22 protein-coding genes are annotated in these 24,489 nt (G+C 63.8%); 20 read left to right on the top strand and 2 right to left on the bottom strand.

Annotated features, from left to right (window positions below):
- The first annotated feature begins 227 nt into the window (after positions 1–227).
- The 10 genes from pyrR (at position 228) to QWI75_RS14165 (ending at position 11,509) form a co-directional block, all read left to right on the top strand.
- Positions 228–815, top strand: a complete 588-nt coding sequence (gene pyrR / locus QWI75_RS14210) for a bifunctional pyr operon transcriptional regulator/uracil phosphoribosyltransferase PyrR (RefSeq protein WP_289269238.1) — start codon at positions 228–230, stop codon at positions 813–815.
- Complete coding sequence (locus QWI75_RS14205) at positions 812–1,732, top strand: aspartate carbamoyltransferase catalytic subunit (protein WP_289269237.1); 921 nt, start codon at positions 812–814, stop codon at positions 1,730–1,732. Before pyrR ends, QWI75_RS14205 begins: the two co-directional genes overlap by 4 nt.
- 46 nt (positions 1,733–1,778) lie before the next feature.
- Positions 1,779–3,074, top strand: a complete 1,296-nt coding sequence (locus tag QWI75_RS14200) for a dihydroorotase (protein ID WP_289269236.1) — start codon at positions 1,779–1,781, stop codon at positions 3,072–3,074.
- Positions 3,074–3,649 carry a DUF4149 domain-containing protein gene (locus QWI75_RS14195; protein ID WP_289269235.1) on the top strand — a complete coding sequence of 192 codons (576 nt, stop codon included), beginning with the start codon at positions 3,074–3,076 and terminating at the stop codon, positions 3,647–3,649. Before QWI75_RS14200 ends, QWI75_RS14195 begins: the two co-directional genes overlap by 1 nt.
- A complete protein-coding gene (carA, locus tag QWI75_RS14190) occupies positions 3,649–4,845 on the top strand; it encodes a glutamine-hydrolyzing carbamoyl-phosphate synthase small subunit (protein WP_370693643.1) in 1,197 nt (398 codons plus the stop codon). The genes QWI75_RS14195 and carA overlap by 1 nt, the downstream gene beginning before the upstream one ends.
- Positions 4,838–5,809, top strand: a complete 972-nt coding sequence (gene sppA / locus QWI75_RS14185) for a signal peptide peptidase SppA (protein WP_289269233.1) — start codon at positions 4,838–4,840, stop codon at positions 5,807–5,809. The genes carA and sppA overlap by 8 nt, the downstream gene beginning before the upstream one ends.
- A 129-nt stretch (positions 5,810–5,938) precedes the next feature.
- Positions 5,939–6,877: a M48 family metallopeptidase gene (locus QWI75_RS14180; RefSeq protein ID WP_289269232.1), complete on the top strand. Its 939-nt coding sequence runs from the start codon at positions 5,939–5,941 to the stop codon at positions 6,875–6,877.
- A 21-nt stretch (positions 6,878–6,898) separates the two neighbouring features.
- Positions 6,899–10,210 (top strand): carbamoyl-phosphate synthase large subunit, encoded by a 3,312-nt coding sequence (gene carB, locus QWI75_RS14175; protein ID WP_289269231.1) that lies wholly within the window; start codon positions 6,899–6,901, stop codon positions 10,208–10,210.
- Between the two features lie 14 nt (positions 10,211–10,224).
- Positions 10,225–10,701: a transcription elongation factor GreA gene (greA, locus tag QWI75_RS14170; RefSeq protein ID WP_289269230.1), complete on the top strand. Its 477-nt coding sequence runs from the start codon at positions 10,225–10,227 to the stop codon at positions 10,699–10,701.
- Between the two features lies 1 nt (position 10,702).
- Positions 10,703–11,509, top strand: coding sequence for an SAM hydrolase/SAM-dependent halogenase family protein (locus QWI75_RS14165; protein WP_289269229.1), 807 nt, complete (start codon positions 10,703–10,705; stop codon positions 11,507–11,509).
- A 60-nt stretch (positions 11,510–11,569) separates the two neighbouring features.
- Here the strand turns inward: QWI75_RS14165 and QWI75_RS14160 are convergent, their stop codons facing one another.
- Positions 11,570–12,826, bottom strand: coding sequence for a hypothetical protein (locus QWI75_RS14160; protein WP_289269228.1), 1,257 nt, complete (start codon positions 12,824–12,826; stop codon positions 11,570–11,572).
- 276 nt (positions 12,827–13,102) lie between these two features.
- Entirely contained in the window at positions 13,103–14,479 is a 1,377-nt protein-coding gene (gene bioA / locus QWI75_RS14155) for an adenosylmethionine--8-amino-7-oxononanoate transaminase (RefSeq protein ID WP_289269227.1), read from the bottom strand.
- Positions 14,480–14,617: 138 nt separating this feature from the next.
- On the opposite strand from bioA, the gene lepA reads away from it, so the two are divergent.
- From lepA to QWI75_RS14105, 10 genes are all read left to right on the top strand, one after another.
- Positions 14,618–16,417: a translation elongation factor 4 gene (lepA, locus tag QWI75_RS14150; protein ID WP_289269226.1), complete on the top strand. Its 1,800-nt coding sequence runs from the start codon at positions 14,618–14,620 to the stop codon at positions 16,415–16,417.
- Between the two features lie 25 nt (positions 16,418–16,442).
- A complete protein-coding gene (gene lepB / locus QWI75_RS14145) occupies positions 16,443–17,207 on the top strand; it encodes a signal peptidase I (protein WP_289269225.1) in 765 nt (254 codons plus the stop codon).
- Positions 17,177–18,250 carry a D-glycero-beta-D-manno-heptose-7-phosphate kinase gene (gene rfaE1 / locus QWI75_RS14140; RefSeq protein WP_289269224.1) on the top strand — a complete coding sequence of 358 codons (1,074 nt, stop codon included), beginning with the start codon at positions 17,177–17,179 and terminating at the stop codon, positions 18,248–18,250. Before lepB ends, rfaE1 begins: the two co-directional genes overlap by 31 nt.
- The gene (gene kdsB / locus QWI75_RS14135) at positions 18,243–19,013 is read left to right on the top strand and encodes a 3-deoxy-manno-octulosonate cytidylyltransferase (RefSeq protein ID WP_289269223.1); all 771 of its coding nucleotides are present in this window, start codon (positions 18,243–18,245) and stop codon (positions 19,011–19,013) included. The genes rfaE1 and kdsB overlap by 8 nt, the downstream gene beginning before the upstream one ends.
- A gap of 22 nt (positions 19,014–19,035) precedes the next feature.
- Positions 19,036–20,637, top strand: coding sequence for a CTP synthase (pyrG, locus tag QWI75_RS14130; RefSeq protein ID WP_289269222.1), 1,602 nt, complete (start codon positions 19,036–19,038; stop codon positions 20,635–20,637).
- A 49-nt stretch (positions 20,638–20,686) separates the two neighbouring features.
- A complete protein-coding gene (gene kdsA, locus QWI75_RS14125; protein WP_289269221.1) occupies positions 20,687–21,523 on the top strand; it encodes a 3-deoxy-8-phosphooctulonate synthase in 837 nt (278 codons plus the stop codon).
- Positions 21,520–22,479: a KpsF/GutQ family sugar-phosphate isomerase gene (locus QWI75_RS14120; protein WP_289269220.1), complete on the top strand. Its 960-nt coding sequence runs from the start codon at positions 21,520–21,522 to the stop codon at positions 22,477–22,479. Before kdsA ends, QWI75_RS14120 begins: the two co-directional genes overlap by 4 nt.
- Positions 22,480–23,082, top strand: a complete 603-nt coding sequence (gene pgsA / locus QWI75_RS14115; RefSeq protein ID WP_289269219.1) for a CDP-diacylglycerol--glycerol-3-phosphate 3-phosphatidyltransferase — start codon at positions 22,480–22,482, stop codon at positions 23,080–23,082. It begins immediately after the preceding gene.
- 54 nt (positions 23,083–23,136) lie between these two features.
- Positions 23,137–23,763 (top strand): glycerol-3-phosphate 1-O-acyltransferase PlsY, encoded by a 627-nt coding sequence (gene plsY, locus QWI75_RS14110; RefSeq protein WP_289269218.1) that lies wholly within the window; start codon positions 23,137–23,139, stop codon positions 23,761–23,763.
- A gap of 72 nt (positions 23,764–23,835) precedes the next feature.
- Positions 23,836–24,477, top strand: coding sequence for a TrkA C-terminal domain-containing protein (locus QWI75_RS14105; protein ID WP_289269217.1), 642 nt, complete (start codon positions 23,836–23,838; stop codon positions 24,475–24,477).
- Positions 24,478–24,489 lie beyond the last annotated feature (12 nt).

The following is a 24,489-nucleotide window of genomic DNA, read 5'->3' as shown; positions in this document are numbered from 1 at the left end:
CATCACGGAGATTCAGGAGAAGAGAAGGAGACAGGTCAATCAAGGCGTGACTTCCGCCAAGCTTGACAGGACCGGGCGGACTCGGTAAGGTGAGGCAACCTTTAATGCCCATCCTGTGAGGTGGGCAAGGAGTTGGTCGATCGTGATCGGACAGAGTGGCGCGGGGATGCGCCACGCGACCAGTGGAGACCTTCTTGCCCGGCATCGCAGGGTGGGAAGGTTTTTTTATGCCTGAAACAAGCCAGGTCAAGCCGAACCACCGGCGCGACGAGAAGCTGGTGATGGATCACAGCGAAATCGCCAGGGCCCTGAGCCGCGTTGCGCACGAAATTTTGGAACGCAATAAGGGGACCGAGCGCCTCGCGCTGGTCGGCATCCGGACTCGCGGCGTGTATCTGGCCCACCGGCTGGTGAAGCGCATTCACGAGATCGAGCAGGCGCAGGTGCCGAGCGGAGAGCTGGATATCACGCTTTATCGGGACGACCTCGGGCTGCGCAAGGGCACGCCGACGATCCGGAAGACCTCGATCCCGTTCAACATCACCGACATGCGAGTCGTATTGGTGGACGATGTCCTGTTCACCGGACGGACGATTCGGGCGGCGATGGATGGGCTGATCGACCTCGGGCGGCCGGAGGAAATTCAACTCGCGGTGCTGGTCGACCGTGGGCACCGCCAACTGCCGATTCGGGCCAACTACATCGGCAAGAACATTCCGACGGCGCAGGACGAAGAGGTGCAGGTCTTTCTGGAGGAAGAGGGGGAAGACGACCGGGTGGTACTTCGCAAGCCGTCGCGCGGAGGCGCCCCATGAGCCTGAAACAGAAGGATCTGGTCAGCTTGGCGCCCCTCTCGGCTGATGAGATCCTGCGCATTCTCGACACGGCGGATTCCTTCAAGGAGGTCAGCGGGCGCGACATCAAGAAGGTGCCGGCGCTGCGCGGGAAGACGGTCGTCAACCTGTTCTTCGAGCCCAGCACCAGAACGCGCACCTCATTCGAGCTGGCCGCGAAGCGGCTGAGCGCGGACGTGATCAACTTCTCGCCCTCCTCGAGCAGCGTCGTGAAGGGCGAAACTCTGCTCGACACGGCCCGCAACATCGAGGCCATGCAGGCGGATATCATCGTGTTGCGGCACCCGTCGGCCGGGGCGGCGGAGCGGCTCGCGAGCGGGGTGAAGTCGTCCGTGATCAATGCCGGCGACGGATGGCACGAACATCCCACGCAGGCGTTGCTGGATCTCTACACGATGCGCGAGCGCAAGCTGGACTTCAAAGGGCTCAAGGTGGCGGTGGTCGGCGACATCACCCATAGCCGGGTGGCCCGTTCGAACATCCACGCGCTGATCAAACTGGGGGCGGAGGTGCGAGTGGTCGGTCCGCCGACGATGATTCCGCTGGGAATCGAGCGGCTCGGCCCGACGGTGTATTACCGCTTCGACGAGGCGCTCCAGGACGTCCATGTCGTGATGATGTTGCGGCTTCAACTGGAACGGCAGGGGCGGGGGCTGTTTCCGACGATCCGCGAATATTCGAGGCTGTACGGCTTGACCGCGGAGCGTCTGAAGCTCGCGGCCCCCGATGTCGTCGTCATGCATCCGGGCCCGATCAACCGCGGGGTGGAGATCGCCTCGGACGTGGCCGACAGCCTCTCGTCCGTGATCCTGGATCAGGTGTCGAACGGGGTGGCGGTGCGGATGGCCATTCTCTATCTGCTGTCCGGCGGCGAATAGCACGAGCGAATAATAAATTGGGCAACGAGGAGAAAGCGAGCGCGCTATGGCATTGTTGATCAAGGGAGGAACCGTGCTCGATCCGGGGCGGTTTCACGGGCGGGCCGATGTCCTGATCGAGAACGGCCTGATCGCCGCCGTCATTCGAATGGAGGGACAGGCCCGCCGGCAGCCCTCTCCAGCGTCCGGCGAATTGGTCGTGCTGGAAGCCACGGGCAAGCTGGTCCTACCGGGCTTCGTCGACCTGCATGTCCATTTCCGCGAGCCGGGGTTCGAATACAAGGAAACCATCGAGAGCGGCGCCACGGCCGCGGTGGCGGGGGGCTTCACGACGGTCTGCTGCATGCCGAACACGAAGCCGGTGAACGACAGTCAATCCGTGACGGAATTCATCCTGGATCGGGCGCGGGCGGCGGGCATGGCGAATGTCTATCCGATCGGCGCGATCACCAAGGGCTCGGAGGGAGTGGAGTTGGCCGAAATCGGCGAACTTCGCGCGGCCGGCTGCGTGGCGATCTCGGATGATGGGAAACCCGTGACCAACAGCGCCGTGATGCGGCGGGCCATGGAATATGCGCGGGCCTTTGACTGCCCGGTCGTGGACCACTGCGAAGACACGGCGCTGGTCGACGGCGGCTGCATGAACGAAGGCGTGGTCTCGACCGAACTCGGATTGCCGGGCATCCCGGATGCGGCCGAGGAGGTCATGGTGGCGCGCAATATCATGTTGGCCGAGCTGACCGGCGCACGGTTGCATCTTCCCCACGTGAGCACGGAGGGATCGGTGCGGCTGGTCCGCGAGGCCAAGCAGCGCGGGATCGCGGTCACGGCCGAGGCCTGTCCGCATCACTTCACGCTGACGGAAGAGGCTGTGCGCGGGTACGACACCCACGCCAAGATGAATCCACCCCTGCGCACCTGGAACGATGTGCAGGCGATCAAGGGCGGGCTCAAGGACGGCACCATCGACATTATCGCGACCGACCATGCGCCGCATGCGGCCCATGAGAAACAACTTGAGTTTGTGGATGCGCCCTTCGGCATCATCGGCTTGGAGACGGCCTTTCCGCTCACGATGGCCTTGGTGGAGGAGGGGGTGCTGTCGTTGGAACAGGCCATTGCCAAGCTGACCGTCGAGCCGGCGCGGGTGTTCGGACTGCGAAAGGGCACCCTGGCGCCCGGCGCCGATGCGGACCTGACGATCGTGGATCCGAACGAAGCCTGGGAGGTGGACTCGGGGCGATCCTATTCCAAAAGCCGAAACACGCCGTTTGCCGGTTGGAAGGTCAAGGGACGGGTTCGGGCGACGATCGTCGGCGGCCGCGTGGTGTGGACCGCCTGATGAGCGCGGAGGGCTGGACAAGGCCGCGATGGCGCCTGCTGGTGCTCTGCGCGACGGTCGAAATGCTCTCGCTCGCCGTGTGGACCGGCGGACTCATCATTATCATTGCGGATGTGATACCCGCGGTGTTTAATTCGTTCGGAGGCACGGAACCGGGCGGGCGATTTCTGACGAGGGTCTTCAGCGGGTACAATGGGGCCACGTTCGTGTGCCTGGTCTCACTTGGATTGGCGACGGCTGGGCGGGCTCGAATCAATCGAACGGCGGGGGGCCTGTCAATGGCTCCGAGAAAAACGGAGGTGGTCTTGACGATCGGCATCATGGTCATCGCGCTCTTCATTGGCTTGTGGCTCCATCCTACGGCGGTGACGCTCCAGGAGCTGGCCTTTACGGCGAAAGACGAGGCCGCACGGAAGTCAGCCTGGGATTCGTTCTTTTTCATGAGCCACACGGTCGCGCGCCCCGTCTACATGGTGAATCTGGCGGCGGGGATGGCGTTGATGGTCCTCAAGGTTCGGACCTGGTTGTCGGCGGTGCCGCCCACGGGCCGGCTCCCATCGGTGACGGTGGCATGATGAAGCCGGCCATTTTAGCGTTGGCGGACGGAACGGTCTTTCGCGGGCGGGCGCTGGGCCATGAAGGGGAGACCGTCGGCGAAGTCGTGTTCAATACGGCCATGACCGGGTATCAGGAGATCCTGACGGATCCCTCCTATAAGGGACAGATCGTCACGATGACCTGTCCGCACATCGGGAACTACGGGATCGCCAAGGACGACGTTGAATCCCGCCGGATCTGGGCCGAGGGCTTCGTCGTGACGGAAGGCAGCCGGCGACCGAGCAACTGGCGCAGTCATCAGTCGCTGGATGCGTATTTGTGCGAGGCTCGCGTCGTCGGCATTCAGGGGATCGATACGCGGGCCTTGACGAGGCACTTGCGCGAACATGGGGCCCAGCAGGGGGTGATCTCGCACCTCGATCTGGAGCCAGATCGGTTGATCCGGAAGGCCGTCTCCGCGCCGAGCATCGTCGGACGCGATCTGGTCAAGGACGTCACGTGCGATCGTCCCTATGACTGGACGGCCGGGTCCGATCCCTGGCTGCCGGATGAGTCTGAAGGGGGAGCGAGGTCCCAGGCCCCGCGCAAGAAGCCGGACGGACCGGGCCGGTATCGGGTCGTGGTCTATGATTTCGGGGTGAAGCAGAATATCTTGCGTCGGCTGGTGGATGTCGGCTGTGCCGTGACGGTGGTGCCGGCGGCGACGCCGGCTGAGGAGGTGCTGCGATTGAATCCGGACGGGGTGCTCCTCTCCAATGGGCCCGGCGATCCGGAAGGGGTTCCTTACGCCAGCGCGGCGGTGAAGGAATTGATCGGGCGACGGCCGGTCATGGGCATCTGCCTGGGCCATCAACTGGTCGGGTTGGCCCTGGGATTGAAGACCTACAAGTTGAAGTTCGGCCATCACGGGGCCAACCATCCGGTCATGGACCTGCGGGCCCGCACGGTCGAGATCACCTCTCAAAACCATAATTTTGCGGTGCAGGTGCCGGGGACGGTCACAGCCCAGCAGCCGCCTCGGGTCGTGGACACGGCGATGGGACGGGTGCAGATCAGCCACCTCAGTTTGAACGACGACTCCGTTGAAGGATTAGTCGGGCTGGATCAGCCGGTCTTCTCGGTTCAGTACCATCCGGAAGCCTCGCCGGGGCCGCATGACTCAGCCTACCTGTTTCGTGAGTTCACGCAGATGATGGAGAAGCGTCATGGATAGAATCGGATCGGGCCTGATCGTGCCGATCATGTTGGCGGCCGTGCTGGCGGTGATTCCGGGCTGCGTGACGATCAATCTGCCGCCCGGTCCCGGTCCTCTGAAGGAAGAAGTCTTGAGCGGGACCGGTGGCGACAAGATCCTCCTGGTGGATCTCTCCGGCGTGATTAGCTCCCAGGAAAAGGACGGGTTCATCAGCCAGCCGAGCATGCTCTCGGATCTGAAGGAGCAACTGGAGTTGGCGGCCAAAGACGATCGGATCAAAGGCTTGCTCCTGCGCATTAACAGCCCGGGCGGCACGGTCACCGCGTCGGATATCCTCTATCACGAGATTCTCTCGTATAAGCGGCAAAAAAAAGTACCGGTCGTGGCCTCGATCGTGGATGTCGGCGCCTCCGGCGGCTATTACGTGGCGGCAGCCGCCGATGCCATCATGGCGCATCCCTCGTCGGTCACCGGGAGCTTGGGCGTCATCATGTTGACAGTTAACGCCCGCGGCCTGCTGGAAAAGGTTGGGGTGGAAGCCAACGCGGTCACGTCGGGGCCCCGCAAGGATATGGGCTCGCCGTTCCGCGCCATGAGCCCGGAGGAGCGGGAGATTTTTCAAGGCGTGATCGATCAGCTCTACCGGCGATTTCTCACGGTGATTCATGAAGGCCGGCCGAATCTTTCGCCGGAGCAGATCCGCAAGCTGGCGGACGGCCGGATTTACACCGGTGAACAGGCGAAAGAGGCCGGGTTGATCGATGCGATCGGTTATCTTGATGACGCGGTGGAGTTGGCCAAAAAGCGGGGGAAGGTCTCGAACGCCCGGGTGGTCACCTATCGCCGGCCCGGGGACTACCGAAACAATATTTATTCTCGATTGGCCGGTCAACCGAACGCGCTTTCGGCGCTGCCCTCCCTGGACCTCTTCTCGTTGGTGCGGGGCGGGACGCCGCAGTTCATGTATCTCTGGATGCCGTGAGGCTGTTGCGCCTCAACGGCTGAAGATAGAATTGCTGGGAGAAATCGAGCAGGGGCGGGAGCGAGAAGTCTGGGAGGCGAGAGGGCCGTTCGGCGCAGCGGTGGGACCCCGAGAGACGGCAGTGGAGCGATGGAAACCGGGAACAGGCTGGATACATGGTTGGCGACTCCGCTCGACCGGCGCGCCCTGCTCGCGCTGCTCGGGAGAGCAGGGGTGGTGTGCGCCGCCGGCTTCGCGCTCGGCGGCCTTCAGAGCTGTTATAAAGCGCCGGGCACGGCCCGCGATCAGTTCATCTTCATCTCCGAAGAGAAAGAAATTGCGATGGGAACGGCGGCGTTCCGTGACGTGCTGCGGGGCGCGCCGCTCAGCCCCAGCGTCGAGAAAAATGAGCTGATCCATCGGGTGGGGGAGCGTATTGCCAAGGCCGCGAACAAGCCGGAATACCATTGGGAATTTGCGGTGATTCAAGAGGACCGGATCGTGAATGCCTTCGCTCTGCCCGGAGGCAAGGTGGCGGTGTTCACCGGACTGCTCAAATACACCCAGAACGAAGCGGGCCTCGCAACCGTCATGGGCCACGAGGTGGCCCATGCGCTGCAACGGCATGGAGCCGAACGGATGAGCAGGGGCGTGTTGGAGCAGATCGCGGCGCTCGGCACCATCGCTGCCGCGGCCACGGGGGCGGTCCCTCCGGGCGCCATGATCGGGCTCCAGAGTGCCTATGGCGTGGGGGTGTCCCTGCCCTTTAACCGGAAGCAGGAATCCGAGGCGGACTATATCGGACTGAGATTGATGGCGCAGGCGGGGTACGATCCGCGCGAGGCCCTTCCCTTTTGGGAGCGGATGAGCGGATGCCCCCGGAACATGATCGGCAAACTCTGCTTTCGATCGGCGGCGGCCATCCCGGAGTTCTTGTCCACGCATCCCTCGGATGTCACCCGCATGAATCAGATCGAAGCCTGGTTGCCGGATGCGCTCCGTCACTACCGGCCGGACGGGAGCCCGCCGGTTCCGTCCGAGCCGATCCAACTGCCCCCGATCATCAATTCGCCGCCCATGCTGGGATGAACCGTTTGACCAGGAGACCCCGTGCCTAAACGAACCGACATCAAGACCATCCTCCTGATCGGCTCCGGGCCGATCATCATCGGTCAGGCCTGCGAGTTCGACTATTCCGGCACGCAGGCCTGCAAGGCGCTGCGGGAAGAGGGCTATCGCGTGGTCTTGATCAACAGCAATCCCGCCACGATCATGACCGACCCGGAGCTCGCCGACCGGACCTATGTCGAGCCCATCACGCCGGCGGTCGTGGCGCAGGTGATCGAACGGGAGCGGCCGGACGCGCTGCTGCCGACGATGGGCGGTCAAACGGCCCTCAACGTCACGATGGAGCTCGTCCGCTCCGGCGTGTTGGAACAGTTCGGGGTCCGGCTCATCGGGGCCTCGGCCGACGCGATCCATAAGGCCGAAGACCGCGATGCCTTCAAGCAGGCGATGCGGCGGATCGGGCTCGCGACGCCCACGAGCGGGGTCGCCAAGTCGCGCGACCAGGCGTTGCAGATCCTGACCGAGGTGGGCTTTCCCGCCATCGTCCGCCCGTCCTTCACGTTGGGCGGCACCGGGGGCAACATCGCCTACAACCGCGAGGAGTTCGAGCGGGTGGTGGACTGGGGGCTGGCGATGAGCCCGGTGGGCGAGGTGTTGGTCGAGCAGTCCGTCATCGGGTGGAAGGAATACGAGCTGGAGGTGATGCGCGATCTGAAAGACAACGTCGTGATCGTCTGCCCGATCGAGAATTTCGATCCGATGGGCGTCCACACCGGCGACAGCATCACCGTGGCCCCCGCGATGACGCTCACGGACAAAGAATACCAGCGGATGCGGGATGCGGCCCTGCGGATCATCCGCGAGATCGGCGTGGATACGGGCGGGTCCAATATCCAGTTCGGCGTCAATCCGAAGGACGGCGAGCTGGTCGTCATCGAGATGAATCCCCGCGTGTCGCGAAGCTCCGCGCTCGCGTCCAAGGCGACCGGATTCCCCATCGCGAAGATCGCGGCGAAGCTCGCCGTCGGCTATACGTTGGACGAGATTACGAACGACATCACGGCGGTCACCAAGGCCTCGTTTGAGCCGGCAATCGACTATGTCGTGGTCAAGATCCCGCGGTTTGCGTTTCAAAAGTTTCCCGGCGCGGATCCGACCTTGACCACGCAGATGAAATCGGTCGGAGAAGCCATGGCGATCGGGCGGACCTTTCGCGAGGCGATGCTCAAGGCGGTGCGCTCGCTCGAAGTGGACCGGTACGGGCTGGTGTCCCGCTATGGATGGGACCGGGGGGTGCCGCCCGACGCGGACCGGGCCAAGGCCCGAGAGCAGGTCGTGGCCTCATTGAGGACGCCGCATCCCGACCGGCTCTGGCGCGTGGCGGACGGCCTGCGGTTGGGGATGACGGCGGAAGACCTGTTCGGGCTGACCCAGATCGATCCCTGGTTTCTGGATCAACTCCGAGACCTCATCCATTTCGAAGCCGTGCTCGCGCAGGACGCTCCGTCCTGGGCCTCGGTTGCGACGGGAGGAGCCGGGGCGCCGCCCCGCTTGCCGGATCAGGCGGTCGAGCACCTGGCGCTGGCGAAGGAGCAGGGCTTCGCCGACGAACGGATCGCGACGCTCGTGGGGGTCAAGGCCGCCCTTGTGCGGGCCGTCCGCACGACACAGATGGGGGCCTCGTCGGGCCGGCGGGTCGTCTATAAGCGAGTAGATACCTGCGCCGCGGAGTTCGAGGCCCACACGCCCTATCTCTATTCGACTTACGGGCAGGAGTGCGAGGCCCGGCCGACGGATGGACGAAAGGTCATGATCCTGGGCGGCGGCCCGAATCGAATCGGGCAGGGCATCGAATTCGACTATTGCTGCGTGCATGCCGCCATGGCCCTGCGGGAAGAAGGGGTGCAGACCATCATGGTCAACTGCAACCCGGAGACCGTCAGCACGGATTACGACACCTCGGACCGGCTCTACTTCGAGCCGTTGACCGAAGAGGACGTCTTGAACATCGTGGAGCGGGAACGGCCGATGGGCATCGTGGTGCAGTTCGGCGGGCAGACGCCGCTGAAACTCTCGGTGCCCCTGGCCCGCGCCGGCGTGCAGATTCTGGGCACCGGTCCCGATGCGATCGACCGGGCCGAGGACCGGGAGCGCTTCCGAGACCTGCTGATGAAGCTCAACCTCAAGCAGGCCGACAGCGGGATGGCCAGGTCGGCGGACGAGGCGCGCCTGGTGGCGCAGCGGATCGGCTATCCGGTGATGGTGCGCCCTTCCTATGTGCTGGGGGGACGGGCCATGCAGATCGTCTATGATGAAACGGGTCTGCTCACCTATATGGAGTCGGCGGTACAGTCCTCCGGGAACCATCCGGTGTTGATCGACAAGTACCTCGACGATGCGATCGAAGTGGATGCGGACGCGATTTCGGATGGACGGCGGGTCGTGGTGGCGGGAATCATGGAACACATCGAGGAGGCCGGCGTCCATTCGGGCGACTCCGCCTGCTCCCTGCCGCCCTATACGTTGCCGCCCTCCGTGGTGGCGGAGATCGAACGGCAGATGACGGCCTTGGCCCTGGAATTAGGCGTGGTCGGGCTCATGAATGCGCAGTTCGCGGTGAAGGGCGAGCAGGTCTACGTGCTCGAAGTGAACCCGCGCGCGTCGCGCACCGTGCCGTTCGTGAGCAAGGCCATCGGCGTGCCGTTGGCGAAACTCGCCATGAAACTCATGGTGGGACGGACGCTCGATGATCTGGGCTTCACGGCGGTGCGCAGGCCGGGCTATGTGTCGGTCAAGGAAGCCGTGTTTCCCTTCAGCAAGTTCGCGGGGGTGGACGTCCTGCTCGGGCCGGAGATGAAATCCACGGGCGAGGTCATGGGCATCGATGCGGACTTCGGCTGGGCCTTTGCCAAGTCGCAGAGCGCCGCCAACGCGCCCTTGCCGCGCCGGGGCACGGCGTTCGTGAGCGTGACGCAGCGCGACCGCCGCCTGCTGCTGGAGGTGGCGCGCCGATTGTTGGTGCTCGGCTTTCGGCTCGAAGCGACGGACGGCACCGCCCGATTTCTCCGAGAGCGGGGCCTTGGCGTCGAGACCGTCAACAAGGTCCACGAGGGACGGCCGCACATCGTCGATCACATCAAGAACGGGGAAATCAGCCTGGTGGTGAACACAGTCGGGAGCGTTTCCGCCAAGGCCGACTCGCTGTCGATCCGGCGGGAGGCGCTGCATCGCGGGGTGCCCTACTTCACGACGATGCGGGGCGCGCTGGCCGCGGTCATGGGCATCGAGGCGGAGATCCGCCGGCCGCTGTCGATTTGTTCGCTGCAGGAATATCATCACCGAACCTCGAACTAGGGACGCAGGACGTTATGCCGACACCGATCACGAAGAAAGGCTACGAAGCGCTCAAGGCGGAACTGGACCGGTTGCGGAAAGTCGAGCGGCCGAAGGTCATCGAAGCCATCGCCGAGGCCCGCGCGCATGGAGACCTGAGCGAAAACGCGGAATATGACGCCGCAAAAGAGCGGCAGGGCTTCATCGAGGCGCGGATCGCGGAGCTGGAGCGCAAACTGGCCGATGCGCGCATTGTAGAGATCTCGGGTCGCACGAGCGACACGATCGTGTTCGGCGCGACGGTGGTCGTGGTCGAGCAGGAATCGCAGCAGAAAAAACAGTACATGCTGGTCGGGCAGGATGAGGCCGATCTGAAAGACGGCAAGATCTCGGTGCAATCGCCGGTCGGGCGCGCGTTGATCGGGAAGCGGGTCGGGGAATTGGTGGAGGTGACGACCCCCGCGCGGATCGTCGAATACGAAGTGCTCGAGATCCGGTTCGAGGAAACGTGAGATGCCCCAGGCCATCTCGGTCGTGACGCTGCTGACGGATTTCGGAGACCGGGATTATTTCGTGGCCAGCATGAAAGGGGTGATCCTGGGCGTGAACCCGCAGGCCCGGATCGTGGACCTTTCCCACCAGGTCACGCCCCACAACATCGAGGAAGCCGCCTATCTGCTCAAATCGGCCTACCACTACTTCCCGGAGGGCACCGTGCATGTGGCGGTCGTTGATCCCGGGGTCGGCACGACACGGCGCCCGTTGCTGGCGACGAGTTCCCGCTATCATTTTCTTGCGCCCGACAATGGCTTGCTGACCTATGTCTTGAACGACGAGGTCGGAGTCGAGGTCCGGCAGATCGAGAACAAACAGTATCGATTGGACTCCGAAGGCGCGACGTTCGACGGGCGCGATCTGTTTGCGCCCTCGGCGGGGTGGCTGACGCGGGGACAGCAGCCCGGCTCCTACGGCCGGCTCGTCCAGGACTATGTCAAGCTGCCCCTCAGCCAGCCGGAGATTCGGGGCGGAGTCTTGCGCGGCCGTATCCTGTACATCGACCGGTTCGGGAACGTGATTTCCAATCTGACGCGCTATCACTTGCGGGAAATTTCCGGCGTGACCAAGACCGCGGTCGAGGACCTGCGCATTTGTCTGGGGACGATGACGACCAGGGGGCTGGCCGCGAATTATCAGGACGGCGAGGCCGACGTCCCCCATGCGCTCATCAACAGCAACGGTCAAGTCGAGATTTTTCTCAAGGAAGGCAGCGCGGCCAAGGCGCTGAACGTCGCGGTCGGCGACCCGATCGAGGTGTCGTGATCCGTTCGTCTGCTCAGTGACCGCCCGGCCACGCCAATCGGCCGCGAACCCGCGGTACCGCTAAAACGTCGTCAGTTTCAGCTTCAGCAACCCCGACAGGTCTTCCGTGATCATTGGAACCGTTCCGTTGACGGTCGTGCGGCTGTAGCCGGTTTCGAACGACACCTGCGCGATCCTTGTGTCGAGCGGATGCCAGGTCAGGATGCCTTTGCTGTTCAGGGTTTCGTGCTCGATGAGGCCGTCGCTGGAGCGGGTGCTGCCGTAGCCGCCGAGCGCGCTGAGTCGGACCCGTGCGGTGCAGTCATAGTTGAGCGAGAGCGAGGCCATCGGCTGATGGATCCGCACCCCGGTCCATTCTTGGACATCGCTCCGATACATCAGGACCGACGTGAGGGTGACGGGGGCAAGAGGCCGGAACGTGCCCGAGAGCATCTGAACGTAGGACACCGTATCGGCTCCCGATGCCAGTTGGTCGTTGGTCACCACGTAGCTGGAGGACAGGCGGGCGTTCCAGTTGGGACGCGCGATGGACACCGCGCCTTCGAGGCGGTCCGCCAGGCTCTTCTGCGGGACCAGACCGGTGACCGTTCCCGATCCTTCGATCAGGCTTCTGGCATAGCTGAGGCTGAATTCCGGCCAGGACGGACGGGCATAGGTCAGCATCAGCGCGCCTTGGGTCTGAATCGTGCGAGGACGCGCGGGGTCGGCGTCGACATTGTTGGAGAACTCCCCGACCGATGTGCGCAATCTGGCATGCCCGTGGCTCCATTCTCCCCAGAGTTCCTTGACCTGCTGATCGGGCGCACTCACGAACTCTTTGCCGGCCAGACGATAGGCGAGGCCGTACCGGATTGACCCGGCGGCGCTCATCAGCGCGAAGCGCATCATGCGCTGGTCCGACGTCTCGCCGCGGATCGACGCGGCGCTGCCGGGGAGATTTCTGGAGAGTTCGCTCTCCGCGACAAACTTGCCACTGAGCAGGAGCGAGGAGGAACGGAGTCCGTTGCTGCCGGGCATTTCGGAATCGGGACGCAGATCCTTCAACCGGAAAAACGGACTGACGAGCGTGACGGAGGTGGTGGTGATCGTGGTGTGGTTCACCAGATCGGAGAACCAACTCGATGGCGCGGTGGCGCCACGTTCGATCGTGGGAGATAAGGTGCGGGGAGCCAGGCTCGACAAGTGACTTGAGGGACCGAACGCCCGAGCCTGCGAGGGAGTCAGAAGGGCGCCCAGGAGCGCCAGGAGACAGAACAGCCGTATCCGTTGCGCCGCAACATCCTCTGGATCGGCCGTGGGAGCCATTCTAGCGGGCATGGTCTCAGCAAGATGTGCACCTGATTCCCCGGTTGAATGGCGGCCGTCCGGTTTCCGTGCCTCTGCCACGTGACGACAAAATGTCGCCCAGAGAACCTGTTGGCAATTCTCAGGGATCGAGTCCCGTGAGGCTGGTAGAGCCCAGGAAGGGACGAAAATGATCGTGGATTCGGGAGTCCGGCAGGTTCAAGCCGGCGCTGGAGCTGGAGAAATTCGTACAGCGGCTGTGGCGGATGGAACACGGCCGTGCCGTGACGGTCGGCGGAGGGCGAGACGTCAGGCTGCGGCGGTGACGGTCCGAATGCTGGCGGAGACGATCCGGACGAGCCTGGTCAATTGAGGCAGGGTGATGGACAGCGGCGGCATCAGCACGATGACGTTGCCCAGCGGACGCAGCAACAGCCCCCGCTTGCGGGCTTCCTGCGCCACCCTGTGGCCGATCCGGTCTGCCAGCGGATAGGGCGTTTTGGTGGCCCGGTCCTGAACCAGTTCGATCCCCACCATGAAGCCCCGCTGGCGGATCTCGCCGACGTGCGGCCAGGTGTTCAACGGGTCGAGCAACCGGCTCAAGGCCCGGATCTTGGGCTGGAGCCTGCGCAACGTGTGTTCCTTCCGAAAGACTTCCAGGTTGGCCAAGGCGACGGCGCACCCGAGGGCGTTGCCGGTGTAGCTGTGGCCGTGAAAGAACGTCTTGAATTCATCATAACGGCCGAGGAACGCACGGTAGATCTCGTCGGTCGAGAGCGTGGCGGCCAGGGGAAGATAGCCGCCGGTCAGGCCCTTGCTGACCGCCATCAAGTCGGGCGTGACGCGCTCATGCTCGCAGGCGAAGAGCCGGCCGGTTCGTCCGAAGCCCGTGGCCACTTCATCCGCGATCAGGAGGACGTGGTAGCGTGTGCAGAGTTCCCTGATTTTCGACAGGTAGCCGGGGGGCGCGGTGATCATGCCTGCCGCAGCCTGCACGAGCGGTTCAATCACGACCGCGGCGATCTCGCGGTGCCGCGTCTTGAGCAGTTTCGCCACCGGGTCAAGGCAGCGGAGGTGGCAAGTTGGATAGGACAGGGACAACGGGCACCGATAACAATAGGGCGGCTCGGCCGTGAATGTCGGGACCCGCAGGGCGCGGTACCGCTTGTGGAACAGATCGATGCCGCCGATGCTCATGGCGCCGGCCGTGTCGCCGTGATACGAGAGCGTGAAGTGCAGGAACCGATTCTTGGGTTGGATCCTCGGCCGGCGCTGCTCCCAATATTGGAGAGCCATCTTGAGCGCCACCTCCATGGCGGTCGAGCCGTCATCCGAATAGAACACCTTGGTGAGACCCGGCGGCGCAATCCGCACGAGATCGCGGGCGAGCAGGACGGCCGGCGGGCTCGTAAGCCCGAGCAAGGTGCTGTGGGCGATCCGATCCAACTGCCGACGGAGCGCCCGATTCAGATCCGGATGCCGATGTCCGTGGACCGTGAGCCAGATGGAAGACACGCCGTCGAGGTAGCGCCGCCCGTCGGTGTCGTACAGATAGGCGCCCTTTCCCGATTGAATGACGAGCGGCGGGTCCTGCTCCCATTCCTCCATCTGGGTGAACGGATGCCAGACGTAGCGGCGATCCCACCGTTGAAGCTGAGCGGGCGTGGGCGTGCGGTGACTGGTCATGGACAGAGGCGCGATGATCGGGACCTGCGGGATGGCGCATCTCGTCGTGCGCGCCGCGATTATAGTGACCGGGCTTCGCTTTGACAACGCGAAGGGCAGTTACTATAATGACCTGTCTCTCCGAGGACGAGCTGGGATGTGCAAAGCTTCATCCGAAACTTCTCTATTATCGCCCACATCGATCACGGCAAGTCCACGCTAGCCGACCGCATCTTGGAGCTGACCGGGGCCATCACGTCCCGAGAATCTCGCGAGCAGATTCTCGACGCGATGGACTTGGAACGCGAGCGCGGGATTACGATCAAGGCCCATTCCGTGGCGTTGAAATACCAGGCCAAGGATGGGCAGACCTACGTGCTGCACGTGATCGATACGCCCGGCCACGTCGATTTCACCTACGAGGTGTCTCGAAGCCTGGCCGCCTGCGAAGGCGCGCTGTTGCTGGCCGATGCCAGCCAGGGGGTTGAAGCGCAGACCATCGCCAACGCCAATCTGGCCATGGCCAACCGCCTGACGATCGTGCCGGTGATCAACAAAATCGACCTTCCGAGCGCCGACGTCGAAGGGACCAAGCATCAGATCGAGGAAGTGCTCGCCCTGGATGCGTCCGATGCGCTGCTGGTCAGCGCCAAGACGGGGATCGGCGTGCAGGATGTGTTGGAGGCGATCATCCAGCGGATTCCGGCGCCGTCCGGCGATCCGGCGAAGCCGCTCAAGGCGCTGGTGTTTGATTCCTGGTTCGACAACTATCAGGGGGTGATCGTGCTCGTGCGGGTGGTGGACGGGGCGATTCGGCCGGGCCAGAAGGTCGTGACCATGTCCACCAAGCGCCCCTTCGACATCCTGGAGGTCGGGAAGTTTACGCCCAAACGGGAGAAGTTGGCGTCGCTGCAAGCCGGCGAGGTCGGCTATGTCGCGACCGGGACGCGCGATCTCGGCGAGACGAAGATCGGCGACACCATCACCGATGCCTCCCAGCCGACGGAGTCTCCGTTCCCGGGATACAAAGAAGTCAAGCCGCTGGTGTTCTGCGGGTTGTACCCGACGGACACGGCGAAGTTCGAGGACCTCCGCGAGGCCTTGAAGAAGCTGCGCCTGAACGATTCGTCGTTCGTGTTCGAGCCGGAAACCTCGCTGGCCCTGGGGTTCGGATTCCGCTGCGGGTTTTTGGGATTGCTCCACATGGAGATCATCCAGGAGCGATTGGAGCGCGAGTATCAGTTGTCGTTGATCACCACGGCGCCGACGGTCGTCTATCGCGTGTTGACGACCAAGGGCGAGGTGCTCGAAATCGACAACCCGGCCAAGCTGCCGCCGCCCTCCGCGATCGAAAGCTGGGAAGAGCCGTTCATCCAGGCGACGATCATCACGCCGGAGCGGTTTGTCGGCAACCTGTTGCAGTTGTGCCAGGACCGTCGCGGCATTCAAAAAGGCATGCACTACCTCGACCCGACCCGCGTGATGCTGGTGTACGAGCTGCCGTTGAACGAGGTGATCCTGGATTTCTACGACCGGCTCAAGTCCAAAACCCAGGGCTATGCATCGCTGGACTATGAATTCCTCGGCTACCGCGAGTCCGATTTGGTGAAGCTCGACATGCTGCTCAACGGCGAGGCGGTCGATGCCCTGTCGTTCATCACCCATCGCGAGCGGGCCCAGATGCGGGGCCGGCAACTCGCGGAAAAGCTCAAAGAGTCCATCCCGAAGCAGATGTTCGAGATCGCCATTCAGGCCGCGATCGGCAGCAAGGTCATCGCGCGGGAGACGGTCGGGGCCATGCGCAAAAACGTGACGGCGAAATGTTACGGGGGCGACATCTCGCGCAAGCGCAAACTGTGGGAGAAGCAGAAGGAAGGCAAGAAACGCATGAAGCAGGTCGGCCGGGTCGAAGTGCCCCAAGAAGCGTTTCTGGCTTTGCTGCGGGTGCAGGACGAATAGGCGCGGGACGCCGCGGACAACTCCCATGGATTCCAACCGCCCCACGACCAGCGATCCGCAGCGAACTCCGCTTGATCAGGGCAGCCCGCCGGCCGCCGCAGAGGCGACCGTGACGCGGGAGGCGGCGCCGTCCGGCAAGTCGGTTCTGCGGGAATATGTCGAGGCGATCGTCGTGGCGATGCTCCTGGCGTTCGCCATTCGCGTGTTCGTCGTCCAGGCCTTTAAGATTCCCTCCGGGTCCATGATCCCGACCCTGTTGATCGGCGACCACATCCTGGTCAGCAAGCTGGCCTACGGGATTCAATGGCCCACGAACTGCAAGTTTCAGATGAATCTGCCGCCGATCAGTTGTTATTCGTCGGTGACGGTGGTGTCGTTCGGGGCGCCGCAACGCGGCGACGTGATCGTCTTCCGGTACCCGGAGGATGAAGAGAAGGATTTCATCAAGCGGATCATCGGGCTTCCGGGCGACACGATTCACATTCGGAACAAGACGATCCTCGTCAACGGCCAGCCGTTGGACGACCATGCCTTTACGCAACGGGTGGATCCGGGCATCATCGACGGCCACATCAATCCGCGGGATAACTTCGGACCGGTGACGGTGCCGGAGGATTCGTATTTCGTGATGGGCGACAATCGGGATCAAAGTTTGGACAGTCGCTTCTGGGGATTTGTGCGCGCGGAGAAGATCCGGGGCAAGGCGTTTCGCGTCTATTGGTCCTGGAGCGGGCAGGGGAGTTGGAGCGAATGGGTCCGATGGGAACGGCTCGGAAAGGCCATCCGCTAGCACGCACGGGAAACGTCGGGCGCCGGCCGTCCGGCGAGGTCCAGGCCGCGCTGGATGTGGACGGCCGCGCGCGCGAGTTGCGGCAGTACATCGAGCGGTTTCCGCAGGCGTCGGTGTTGGTCCTGGGCGACCTGATTCTGGACCATTATGTCTGGGGGCGCGTCACGCGCATCTCGCCCGAAGCCCCCGTGCCGGTCGTGCATGTCGAATCAGAGGAATACAAGCTCGGCGGGGCGGCAAACGTCTTCAACAACATCCATGCGCTGGGCGGGCAGGCGGATATCTGCGGCGTCGTCGGGTCGGACGACGCGGGCCGCTGCCTCTTGCGTGAATTGGGTCTGAAGCGGAAGGGGCGGGGCGGGGTGATCATCGACCCCGAACGCCCGACCACGCGGAAGACGCGCGTGGTCGCCCACAACCAGCAAGTCGTCCGGTTCGATGTGGAACGGCGGCATGAACTCACCGCGCTCTATCAGCGGCGCATCATCCGGTATGTCGAATCGCGGCTGCGGCACCTGTCCTGTCTGGTCGTGTCGGACTATGCCAAGGGCGTGGTGACGGGGCCGTTGATGGCCGAGTTGACGCGGCTGGCCGCGGAACGGGGCGTGCCGATCCTGGTCGATCCGAAGGTGGAGCATTTCAGTTTCTACAAGGGCGTGACCGTGGTGACGCCGAATCATCTGGAAGCGACGCAGGCCGCGGGGGTCCGCGGCGACGACGACCAGGCGATCGTGGAAGCCGGCACGGTGATCCGGCAGCGGCTGGGCTGCCAGGCGGTCTTGGTCACGCGAGGCGAAAAGGGCATGAGCCTATTCGAAGGGGATGGCGTGCAATGGCACATTCCCACCAGGGCGCGGCAGGTCTATGATGTGACCGGCGCCGGCGATACGGTGGTCGGGACCTTGGCCCTGGCCCTCGCAACCGGAGCCAATCTGCGGGACAGCGCGCTGTTGGCCAATCAAGCCGCAGGCCTCGTCGTCGGCATGGTCGGGACGGCGACGGTCACGGGCAAGCAACTGGGCGCCTCGCTGGAACATGGCTGACTCGGCGGTTCGCGTCACCGTGGTCATTCCCGCGCGGTACGGGGCGTCCCGGTTTCCGGGGAAACCCGTGGCGCAGCTCCTCGGAAAACCGATGATCCAGCATGTGTATGAGCGGGCTCAGGGCGCCCGCTTGGTCGATCGGGTCGTGGTGGCGACCGACGACGAACGGATTCGCGACGCCGTCCGGGGATTCGGCGGGGAGGTCATGATGACCCCGGTTTCCTTGCGGACCGGGACCGATCGCGTGGCGCATGTGGCCGCGGCCTGCGACGGAGACTACTTCCTCAATCTGCAGGGCGATGAGATCGTCTTGGCCCCGGATCTGGTGACCGACCTCGTGGAGCCGTTTCTCTCGTCCGGGGCCTCGATGGGGACCTTGCAGCGGGCGATCGAGTCCGAGGAGGACCTGGCAAATCCAGCCGTCGTGAAGGTCGTGACGGACTTCGAGGGCTACGCCCTCTACTTCTCACGGGCGCCGATTCCTCATGTGCGGGATGCGCAGGCGGGGCGCCGCCTTGCGCCAAAGCTCCACGCCGTTCATCTGGGTCTCTATATGTTTACGCGCCGGACGTTGGAGCAGATCGCGGCGCTCCCGACCGGACGGCTGGAAGAGGTCGAAAAGCTCGAACAATTGCGCGCGTTGGAGCAGGGCATCCGGATCCGCGTATGGGAGACGGTTCACCGGTCGCTCCGCATCGACACGCCGGCGGATCTTCGCGAGGCGGAAGCTGTCCTACAGCAGGAGACCGGAAGAGTCTCGTGATGGCTCGACAAAAGAGGAGGCCATGAGCAAATTCATTTTCGTGACGGGCGGCGTCGTGTCCTCGCTGGGGAAGGGCTTGGCCTCGGCCTCCATTGCGAATCTCCTGGAAAGCCGCGGCCTGCGCGTGACCTTGCTGAAGCTCGATCCCTATATCAACGTCGATCCGGGCACCATGAACCCCTACCAACATGGCGAGGTCTTCGTCACCGACGATGGGGCCGAGACGGATTTGGACCTCGGCCATTATGAGCGGTTCACCAGCCTCACGCTCACCCGGGAGAACAACTACACGACCGGCCGCATCTACCATGCCGTGATCACGAAGGAACGGCGCGGCGACTATCTCGGCGGCACCGTGCAGGTCGTCCCGCACATTACGGACGAGATCAAGCAGGCCATCCTGCGCGTGTCCGCGGGGATGGACGTCACGATCGTGGAGATCGGCGGGACCGTCGGCGACATCGAAAGCCTGCCGTTCCTGGAAGCGATCCGGCAGATGCCCTACGACGTCGGGCGCGAAAACGTCCTGTACGTCCATCTGACGCTCGTGCCGTTCATTTCGGCGGCCGGGGAGTTGAAGACCAAGCCCACGCAACATTCCGTGAACAAACTGCGGGAGATCGGGATCCAGGCCAACATTCTCCTCTGCCGCACCGACCGGTACTTGCCGCCGGATCTCAAGGGCAAGATTGCGCTGTTCTGCAACGTCGAAAAGGACGCGGTGATCACGGCCAAGGACGTCGAGACGATTTATGAGGTGCCGATCGTCTTCCGCAAGGAGGGGTTGGATGAGCTGATCGTGAAGCTGCTCCGCCTCGATACCGGGCCGCCGGATTTGCGGCAATGGGATGCGATGGTCCAAAAGATCAAATATCCCAAACACGAGGTCATGATCTGCCTCGTGGGCAAGTATGTCGGGCTCAAGGAATCCTACAAGAGCCTCACCGAGGCGTTGGTGCACGGCGGGATCGACCATGAGACGCGCGTCCAGATTCGCTGGGTGGAATCCGAGGAGGTGACGCGCGCCGGAGCGGAACAGTTGCTCCGCGACGCCGACGGCATCCTGATTCCCGGCGGATTCGGGGTGCGGGGGATCGAAGGCAAGATCGAAACGATTCGCTACGCGCGGGAGCGCGGCATTCCGTTTTTGGGCCTCTGCCTGGGCATGCAATGCGCGGTGATCGAACTGGCCCGGCATGTGGCGGGCCTGGCCGGCGCCAACAGCGCCGAGTTCGATCCCGCCACGCCGCATCCGGTGATCCATTTGATGGCGGATCAGGAGGGCCTGGCGGAGAAGGGGGGCACGATGCGCCTTGGCGCCTATCCCTGCCGGATTCAAGACGGCACCCTGGCGCACAAGGCCTATGGGGTGCACGAAGTCCGGGAACGGCATCGGCACCGCTATGAGTTCAACAATGCCTATCGGGAATCGCTGACCAAGCACGGGCTGGTCTTGAGCGGGCTCTCGCCGGACGGGCGGCTGGTCGAGATCGTCGAACTGCCCGGCCATCCCTGGTTCCTGGCGACCCAGTTCCATCCGGAATTCATGTCACGGCCGCACCATCCGCATCCCCTGTTCAGCTCGTTCGTGGCGGCGGCCTTGCGGCGCAAGTGCGGACGATGACCGGGCCGGTCCGTTCCGCCATCCACGCGGGATACGAAGGATAACACCCATGCACGTCGTCGAGATCGGCGCCATCAAGGTCGGGGGGGCGCACCGCCATGTACTCATTGCCGGTCCCTGCGTCATTGAAAGCGAAACGCTGGCGCTGGAGACGGCGCACCGGATTGCCGAGATCGCGCAAGCCGTGGGGATGCCCTACATTTTCAAATCGTCATATGACAAGGCGAACCGGAGTTCGATCACGTCGTTTCGCGGGTTGGGCATCCAGGAAGGACTGGGGATCCTGCGCAAGGTCAAGGAGCGGGTCGGCGCCCCTTTGTTGACCGATGTCCATTCCGTCGAAGAGGCGCGGACGGCCGGCGAGGTGGTGGACGTGCTCCAGATTCCGGCCTTTCTCTGCCGCCAGACGGATCTGCTCGTGGCGGCCGCGAAAACCGGTCGGGTGGTGAACGTGAAGAAGGGACAGTTTCTCTCCCCTTGGGACATGGCGAACGTGGTGAAGAAGCTGGAAGAGAGCGGGACGCGCCGCATCCTGCTGACCGAGCGGGGCGCCACGTTCGGTTACAACAATTTGGTCGTGGACATGCGGGCGTTGCCGGTCATGCGAGGCCTGGGGTATCCGGTCATCTTTGATGCGACGCACAGCGTGCAGTTGCCGGGCGGGGGCGGCACGACCTCGAGCGGGCAACGGGAATTTATCGCCCCCTTGGCGTCCGCCGCGGCGGGCGCCGGCTGCGACGGATTTTTCATGGAAGTGCACCCGCGGCCGGATGAAGCCCTGTCGGACGGGCCCAATATGGTCCCTTTGTCAGAGCTCAAACGGTTGCTGGAGCGGGTGAAGCGCCTGTGCGACGCGTCGGGCAAGGGACCGGAGTTTGTCCTGTGAGCATCCAGAGCGGCAAGCGAGTCTTGGAGATCGAGGCCCGGGCGATCACCGGCTTGATCGGGCGATTGGACCGGCAGTTCGACCGGGCGGTCGAGCTGCTCTACGGGTGCGCAGGCAAGGTGGTGGTGTCGGGGATGGGAAAATCCGGCATCATCGCGCAGAAGATCGCGGCGACCTTGGCCAGCACCGGCACCCCGGCGTTTTACCTGGACCCGGCGGCGGGACTGCACGGCGACCTCGGCATGGTGAGCCGCCACGATGTATTGGTGGCGCTCTCCAACAGCGGGGAAACGGAAGAGATCGTCAAGCTGCTGCCCTTCATGAAGCGGCTGAACATTCCGGTCGTGGCGATCACGGGGAAAATCCACTCGACCTTGGCCAAGCACAGCGATTCGGTGCTGGACGTGTCGGTCGCCGAAGAGGCCTGTCCGTTGGGCCTGGCGCCGACGGCCAGCACGACGGCGGCGCTGGCCATGGGGGACGCGCTCGCGATCGCGCTGCTCGAACAGCGCGGCTTCAAGGAAGAGGACTTTGCGCTGGTCCATCCGGCCGGGACGCTGGGGCGGCGGCTGCTCCTCAAGGTGCGCGATCTCATGCACCAGGGCGAGGCGATTCCGCTGGTGCGGGCCGATGCGTCGGCGCGGGATGCGATCATGGAAATGACCGGCAAGAAGCTCGGCATGACGACGGTCGTCAATGCCCGGGGACGTTTGGTCGGGGTGGTGACGGACGGCGACCTGCGGCGGGCCTTTGAAAAGGGACTGGACCTCCGGCGCATCAAGGCCGGCGACTTGGGGAGCAAGCGTCCCAAATCCATCGGGCCTGATGCCCTCGCCACGAGCGCGCTGGAGATGATGGAGCGGTTCTCGATCACGTCCTTGGTGGTCCTGGACGAGGGGGAGCGTCTGGCCGGCGTGGTGCATCTGCACGATCTGTTGAAAAACGGGTTGGCCTAAATGAAACGGCTGGAATCCATCGAACCGCGCGGGTGGGTGGTGGAATGCACGAACCTCCCCAACCTGCTCACGCTCGGCCGCATCCTGCTGATTCCGATTTTCGTGATCCTGTTTGCCGATCCGACGCCGGCGCGGGCCGTCGCGGCGGCCAGCGTCTTCGTCGTGGCCTCGGTCACGGATCTGCTCGATGGCTATCTCGCCCGCCGGCGCGGTCAGGTCACGCGGCTCGGCAAGCTGCTGGATCCGATCGCCGATAAACTCCTCGTGCTGTCGGGCTTGATTCTCTTGGTCCAATTCGATCGGGTGCCGGCGGTGATTGCGATCTTGATCCTCGCCCGCGAAGTGGCGGTGACCGGCGTCCGGGCGGTGGCGGCGGCCCAGGGGATCATTCTGCCCGCCGAAACTCTGGGCAAATACAAAATGGTCTTCCAGGTGGTCGCGATCGTATTCTTGATTCTGGAAGGCAGCGGGATCTCGCTGTTCCTCCTGGACCTGCATCAGGTGGGCACGATCCTGCTCTATATCTCCTTGGCGATGGCGTTGGTCTCAGGTGGGTATTACCTGGCCAACTTCTGGCGCCAGATCACGATCCGGGGCTGGTAGCGACCGGCTCGCCGGCCTGGTCCGGACCTCGATCCGCAGAAAGCAGACGGCGCGATGCTGTTTCCGTTGTGGCTGCTGGGTGGCTATCTCTTGGGAGCCGTTCCCTTCGGGGTGGTGGTGTGCCGCGCGCTGGGTCGGCCCGATCCGCGAACGACGGGAAGCCGGAATATCGGCTTCACGAACGTCCTCCGGGTGGCGGGCAAGGACGCGGGGCTTTTGACGCTCCTGGGCGATATGGGCAAGGGGTGGGTGGCCGGCTGGGGCGCGGGGCAGGTCTTCGGCGAAACCTGGATGGTGCTGGCGGTTGCGCTCGCTTCGGTGGTGGGGCACCTGTTCTCCCTGTTTATGCGGTTTCGAGGGGGCAAGGGCGTGGCGACGGCCCTGGGTGCGGTCTTGGGCGTCGAGCCGGTTTTGGGAGGGATCCTGCTTGCCGTCTGGCTGGGCACGGCGGCGCTCTGGCGTTATTCATCGGGTGCCGCGATTGCGGCCTTTGCCGTGTTTCCGCTGTTGGCGCTGGTGCGAGGCGATGGCCTGCTGGTGGTGTTTGCGTGCGTCGTGAGTGGGTTGATTCTTCTCCGGCACCGGGAGAATATGCGCCGTCTCTGGCATGGTACGGAGCCCAAGATTGGAAAGAGGGAAGGGAGCGGGCCGAGTCACGCAGAGTCGGCCTCGAGAGCGTAGGATTTGGTCTTGAAGAATTTCGATATAAGTTTACATAATAGATCTTATACGACATATTAACTTGATCCGGCCATGGTCCATCTCGATTTGCTGACCCGTCTCCGCCAGGAACTCCGGTTTACCCTGGCGACCATCGAAGAAGGCACGCTTGCGGTGGCCGAACGGGTCAATCGCAAGGTGCAACTGATGCGGCTCCATTGGCAAGCGTCACAGGTGCAGGCGGCGCTGTCGCGAGTCCACCGTCACCTGGGCGAAGCCGTCAGTCGCGAGGCCATCGAGACCGGCTTCTCATCTCCGAATGAGGGTCGCCTGTCGCCCTCCGCCGCAGAGGACCTCCTGCGTCACTCCCTCCCCCAGGTCCAGTCCTATAAAGAACAGTTGGAGCGGATCAATGGCCAGGTCGGCGTCCTGCGGTCGGAATTTGTTCACGACGATCTGGTGCGGTACTATCGTGATATCCAGATCCGGGGTGAAACCTTTGCCTATGTGCCGGTGGCCAGAGGATCGTCCTGCATCGGGCTGTCGTTCGAGGTCCTGGCCTCGCGGTATGGGGTGCGGGTGCTGATGATCGTCCGTGGGGCCGTCTTGCTTAATCCGGCGGAACGGTCGATGCTTCGGGCTGGGGATCTGGTGGCGCTGGTCGGGCCTGAATCGGCTCTGACGCCCTGTGTGGCCCACCTCACGGCCAGCCGATCTCTGGAACGTCTCGCATAAGGGAAGTCGATG

This window comes from Nitrospira tepida, assembly GCF_947241125.1.
Taxonomy (GTDB): Bacteria; Nitrospirota; Nitrospiria; order Nitrospirales; family Nitrospiraceae; genus Nitrospira_G; species Nitrospira_G tepida.
This window is presented reverse-complemented; position numbering and strand designations above follow the sequence as displayed.

Coding starts and splice junctions, on each gene's coding strand:
- sppA (WP_289269233.1), top strand. CDS start 4,838: ATGGATAGAATCGGATCGGGCCTGATCGTGCCGATCATGTTGGCGGCC.
- kdsB (WP_289269223.1), top strand. CDS start 18,243: ATGGCTGACTCGGCGGTTCGCGTCACCGTGGTCATTCCCGCGCGGTAC.
- QWI75_RS14180 (WP_289269232.1), top strand. CDS start 5,939: ATGGAAACCGGGAACAGGCTGGATACATGGTTGGCGACTCCGCTCGAC.
- carA (WP_370693643.1), top strand. CDS start 3,649: ATGAAGCCGGCCATTTTAGCGTTGGCGGACGGAACGGTCTTTCGCGGG.
- greA (WP_289269230.1), top strand. CDS start 10,225: ATGCCGACACCGATCACGAAGAAAGGCTACGAAGCGCTCAAGGCGGAA.
- QWI75_RS14165 (WP_289269229.1), top strand. CDS start 10,703: ATGCCCCAGGCCATCTCGGTCGTGACGCTGCTGACGGATTTCGGAGAC.
- plsY (WP_289269218.1), top strand. CDS start 23,137: ATGCTGTTTCCGTTGTGGCTGCTGGGTGGCTATCTCTTGGGAGCCGTT.
- rfaE1 (WP_289269224.1), top strand. CDS start 17,177: ATGGGAACGGCTCGGAAAGGCCATCCGCTAGCACGCACGGGAAACGTC.
- pgsA (WP_289269219.1), top strand. CDS start 22,480: ATGAAACGGCTGGAATCCATCGAACCGCGCGGGTGGGTGGTGGAATGC.
- kdsA (WP_289269221.1), top strand. CDS start 20,687: ATGCACGTCGTCGAGATCGGCGCCATCAAGGTCGGGGGGGCGCACCGC.
- QWI75_RS14195 (WP_289269235.1), top strand. CDS start 3,074: ATGAGCGCGGAGGGCTGGACAAGGCCGCGATGGCGCCTGCTGGTGCTC.
- bioA (WP_289269227.1), bottom strand. CDS start 14,479: ATGACCAGTCACCGCACGCCCACGCCCGCTCAGCTTCAACGGTGGGAT.
- pyrR (WP_289269238.1), top strand. CDS start 228: ATGCCTGAAACAAGCCAGGTCAAGCCGAACCACCGGCGCGACGAGAAG.
- pyrG (WP_289269222.1), top strand. CDS start 19,036: ATGAGCAAATTCATTTTCGTGACGGGCGGCGTCGTGTCCTCGCTGGGG.
- QWI75_RS14105 (WP_289269217.1), top strand. CDS start 23,836: ATGGTCCATCTCGATTTGCTGACCCGTCTCCGCCAGGAACTCCGGTTT.
- lepB (WP_289269225.1), top strand. CDS start 16,443: ATGGATTCCAACCGCCCCACGACCAGCGATCCGCAGCGAACTCCGCTT.
- QWI75_RS14160 (WP_289269228.1), bottom strand. CDS start 12,826: ATGCCCGCTAGAATGGCTCCCACGGCCGATCCAGAGGATGTTGCGGCG.
- QWI75_RS14200 (WP_289269236.1), top strand. CDS start 1,779: ATGGCATTGTTGATCAAGGGAGGAACCGTGCTCGATCCGGGGCGGTTT.
- QWI75_RS14205 (WP_289269237.1), top strand. CDS start 812: ATGAGCCTGAAACAGAAGGATCTGGTCAGCTTGGCGCCCCTCTCGGCT.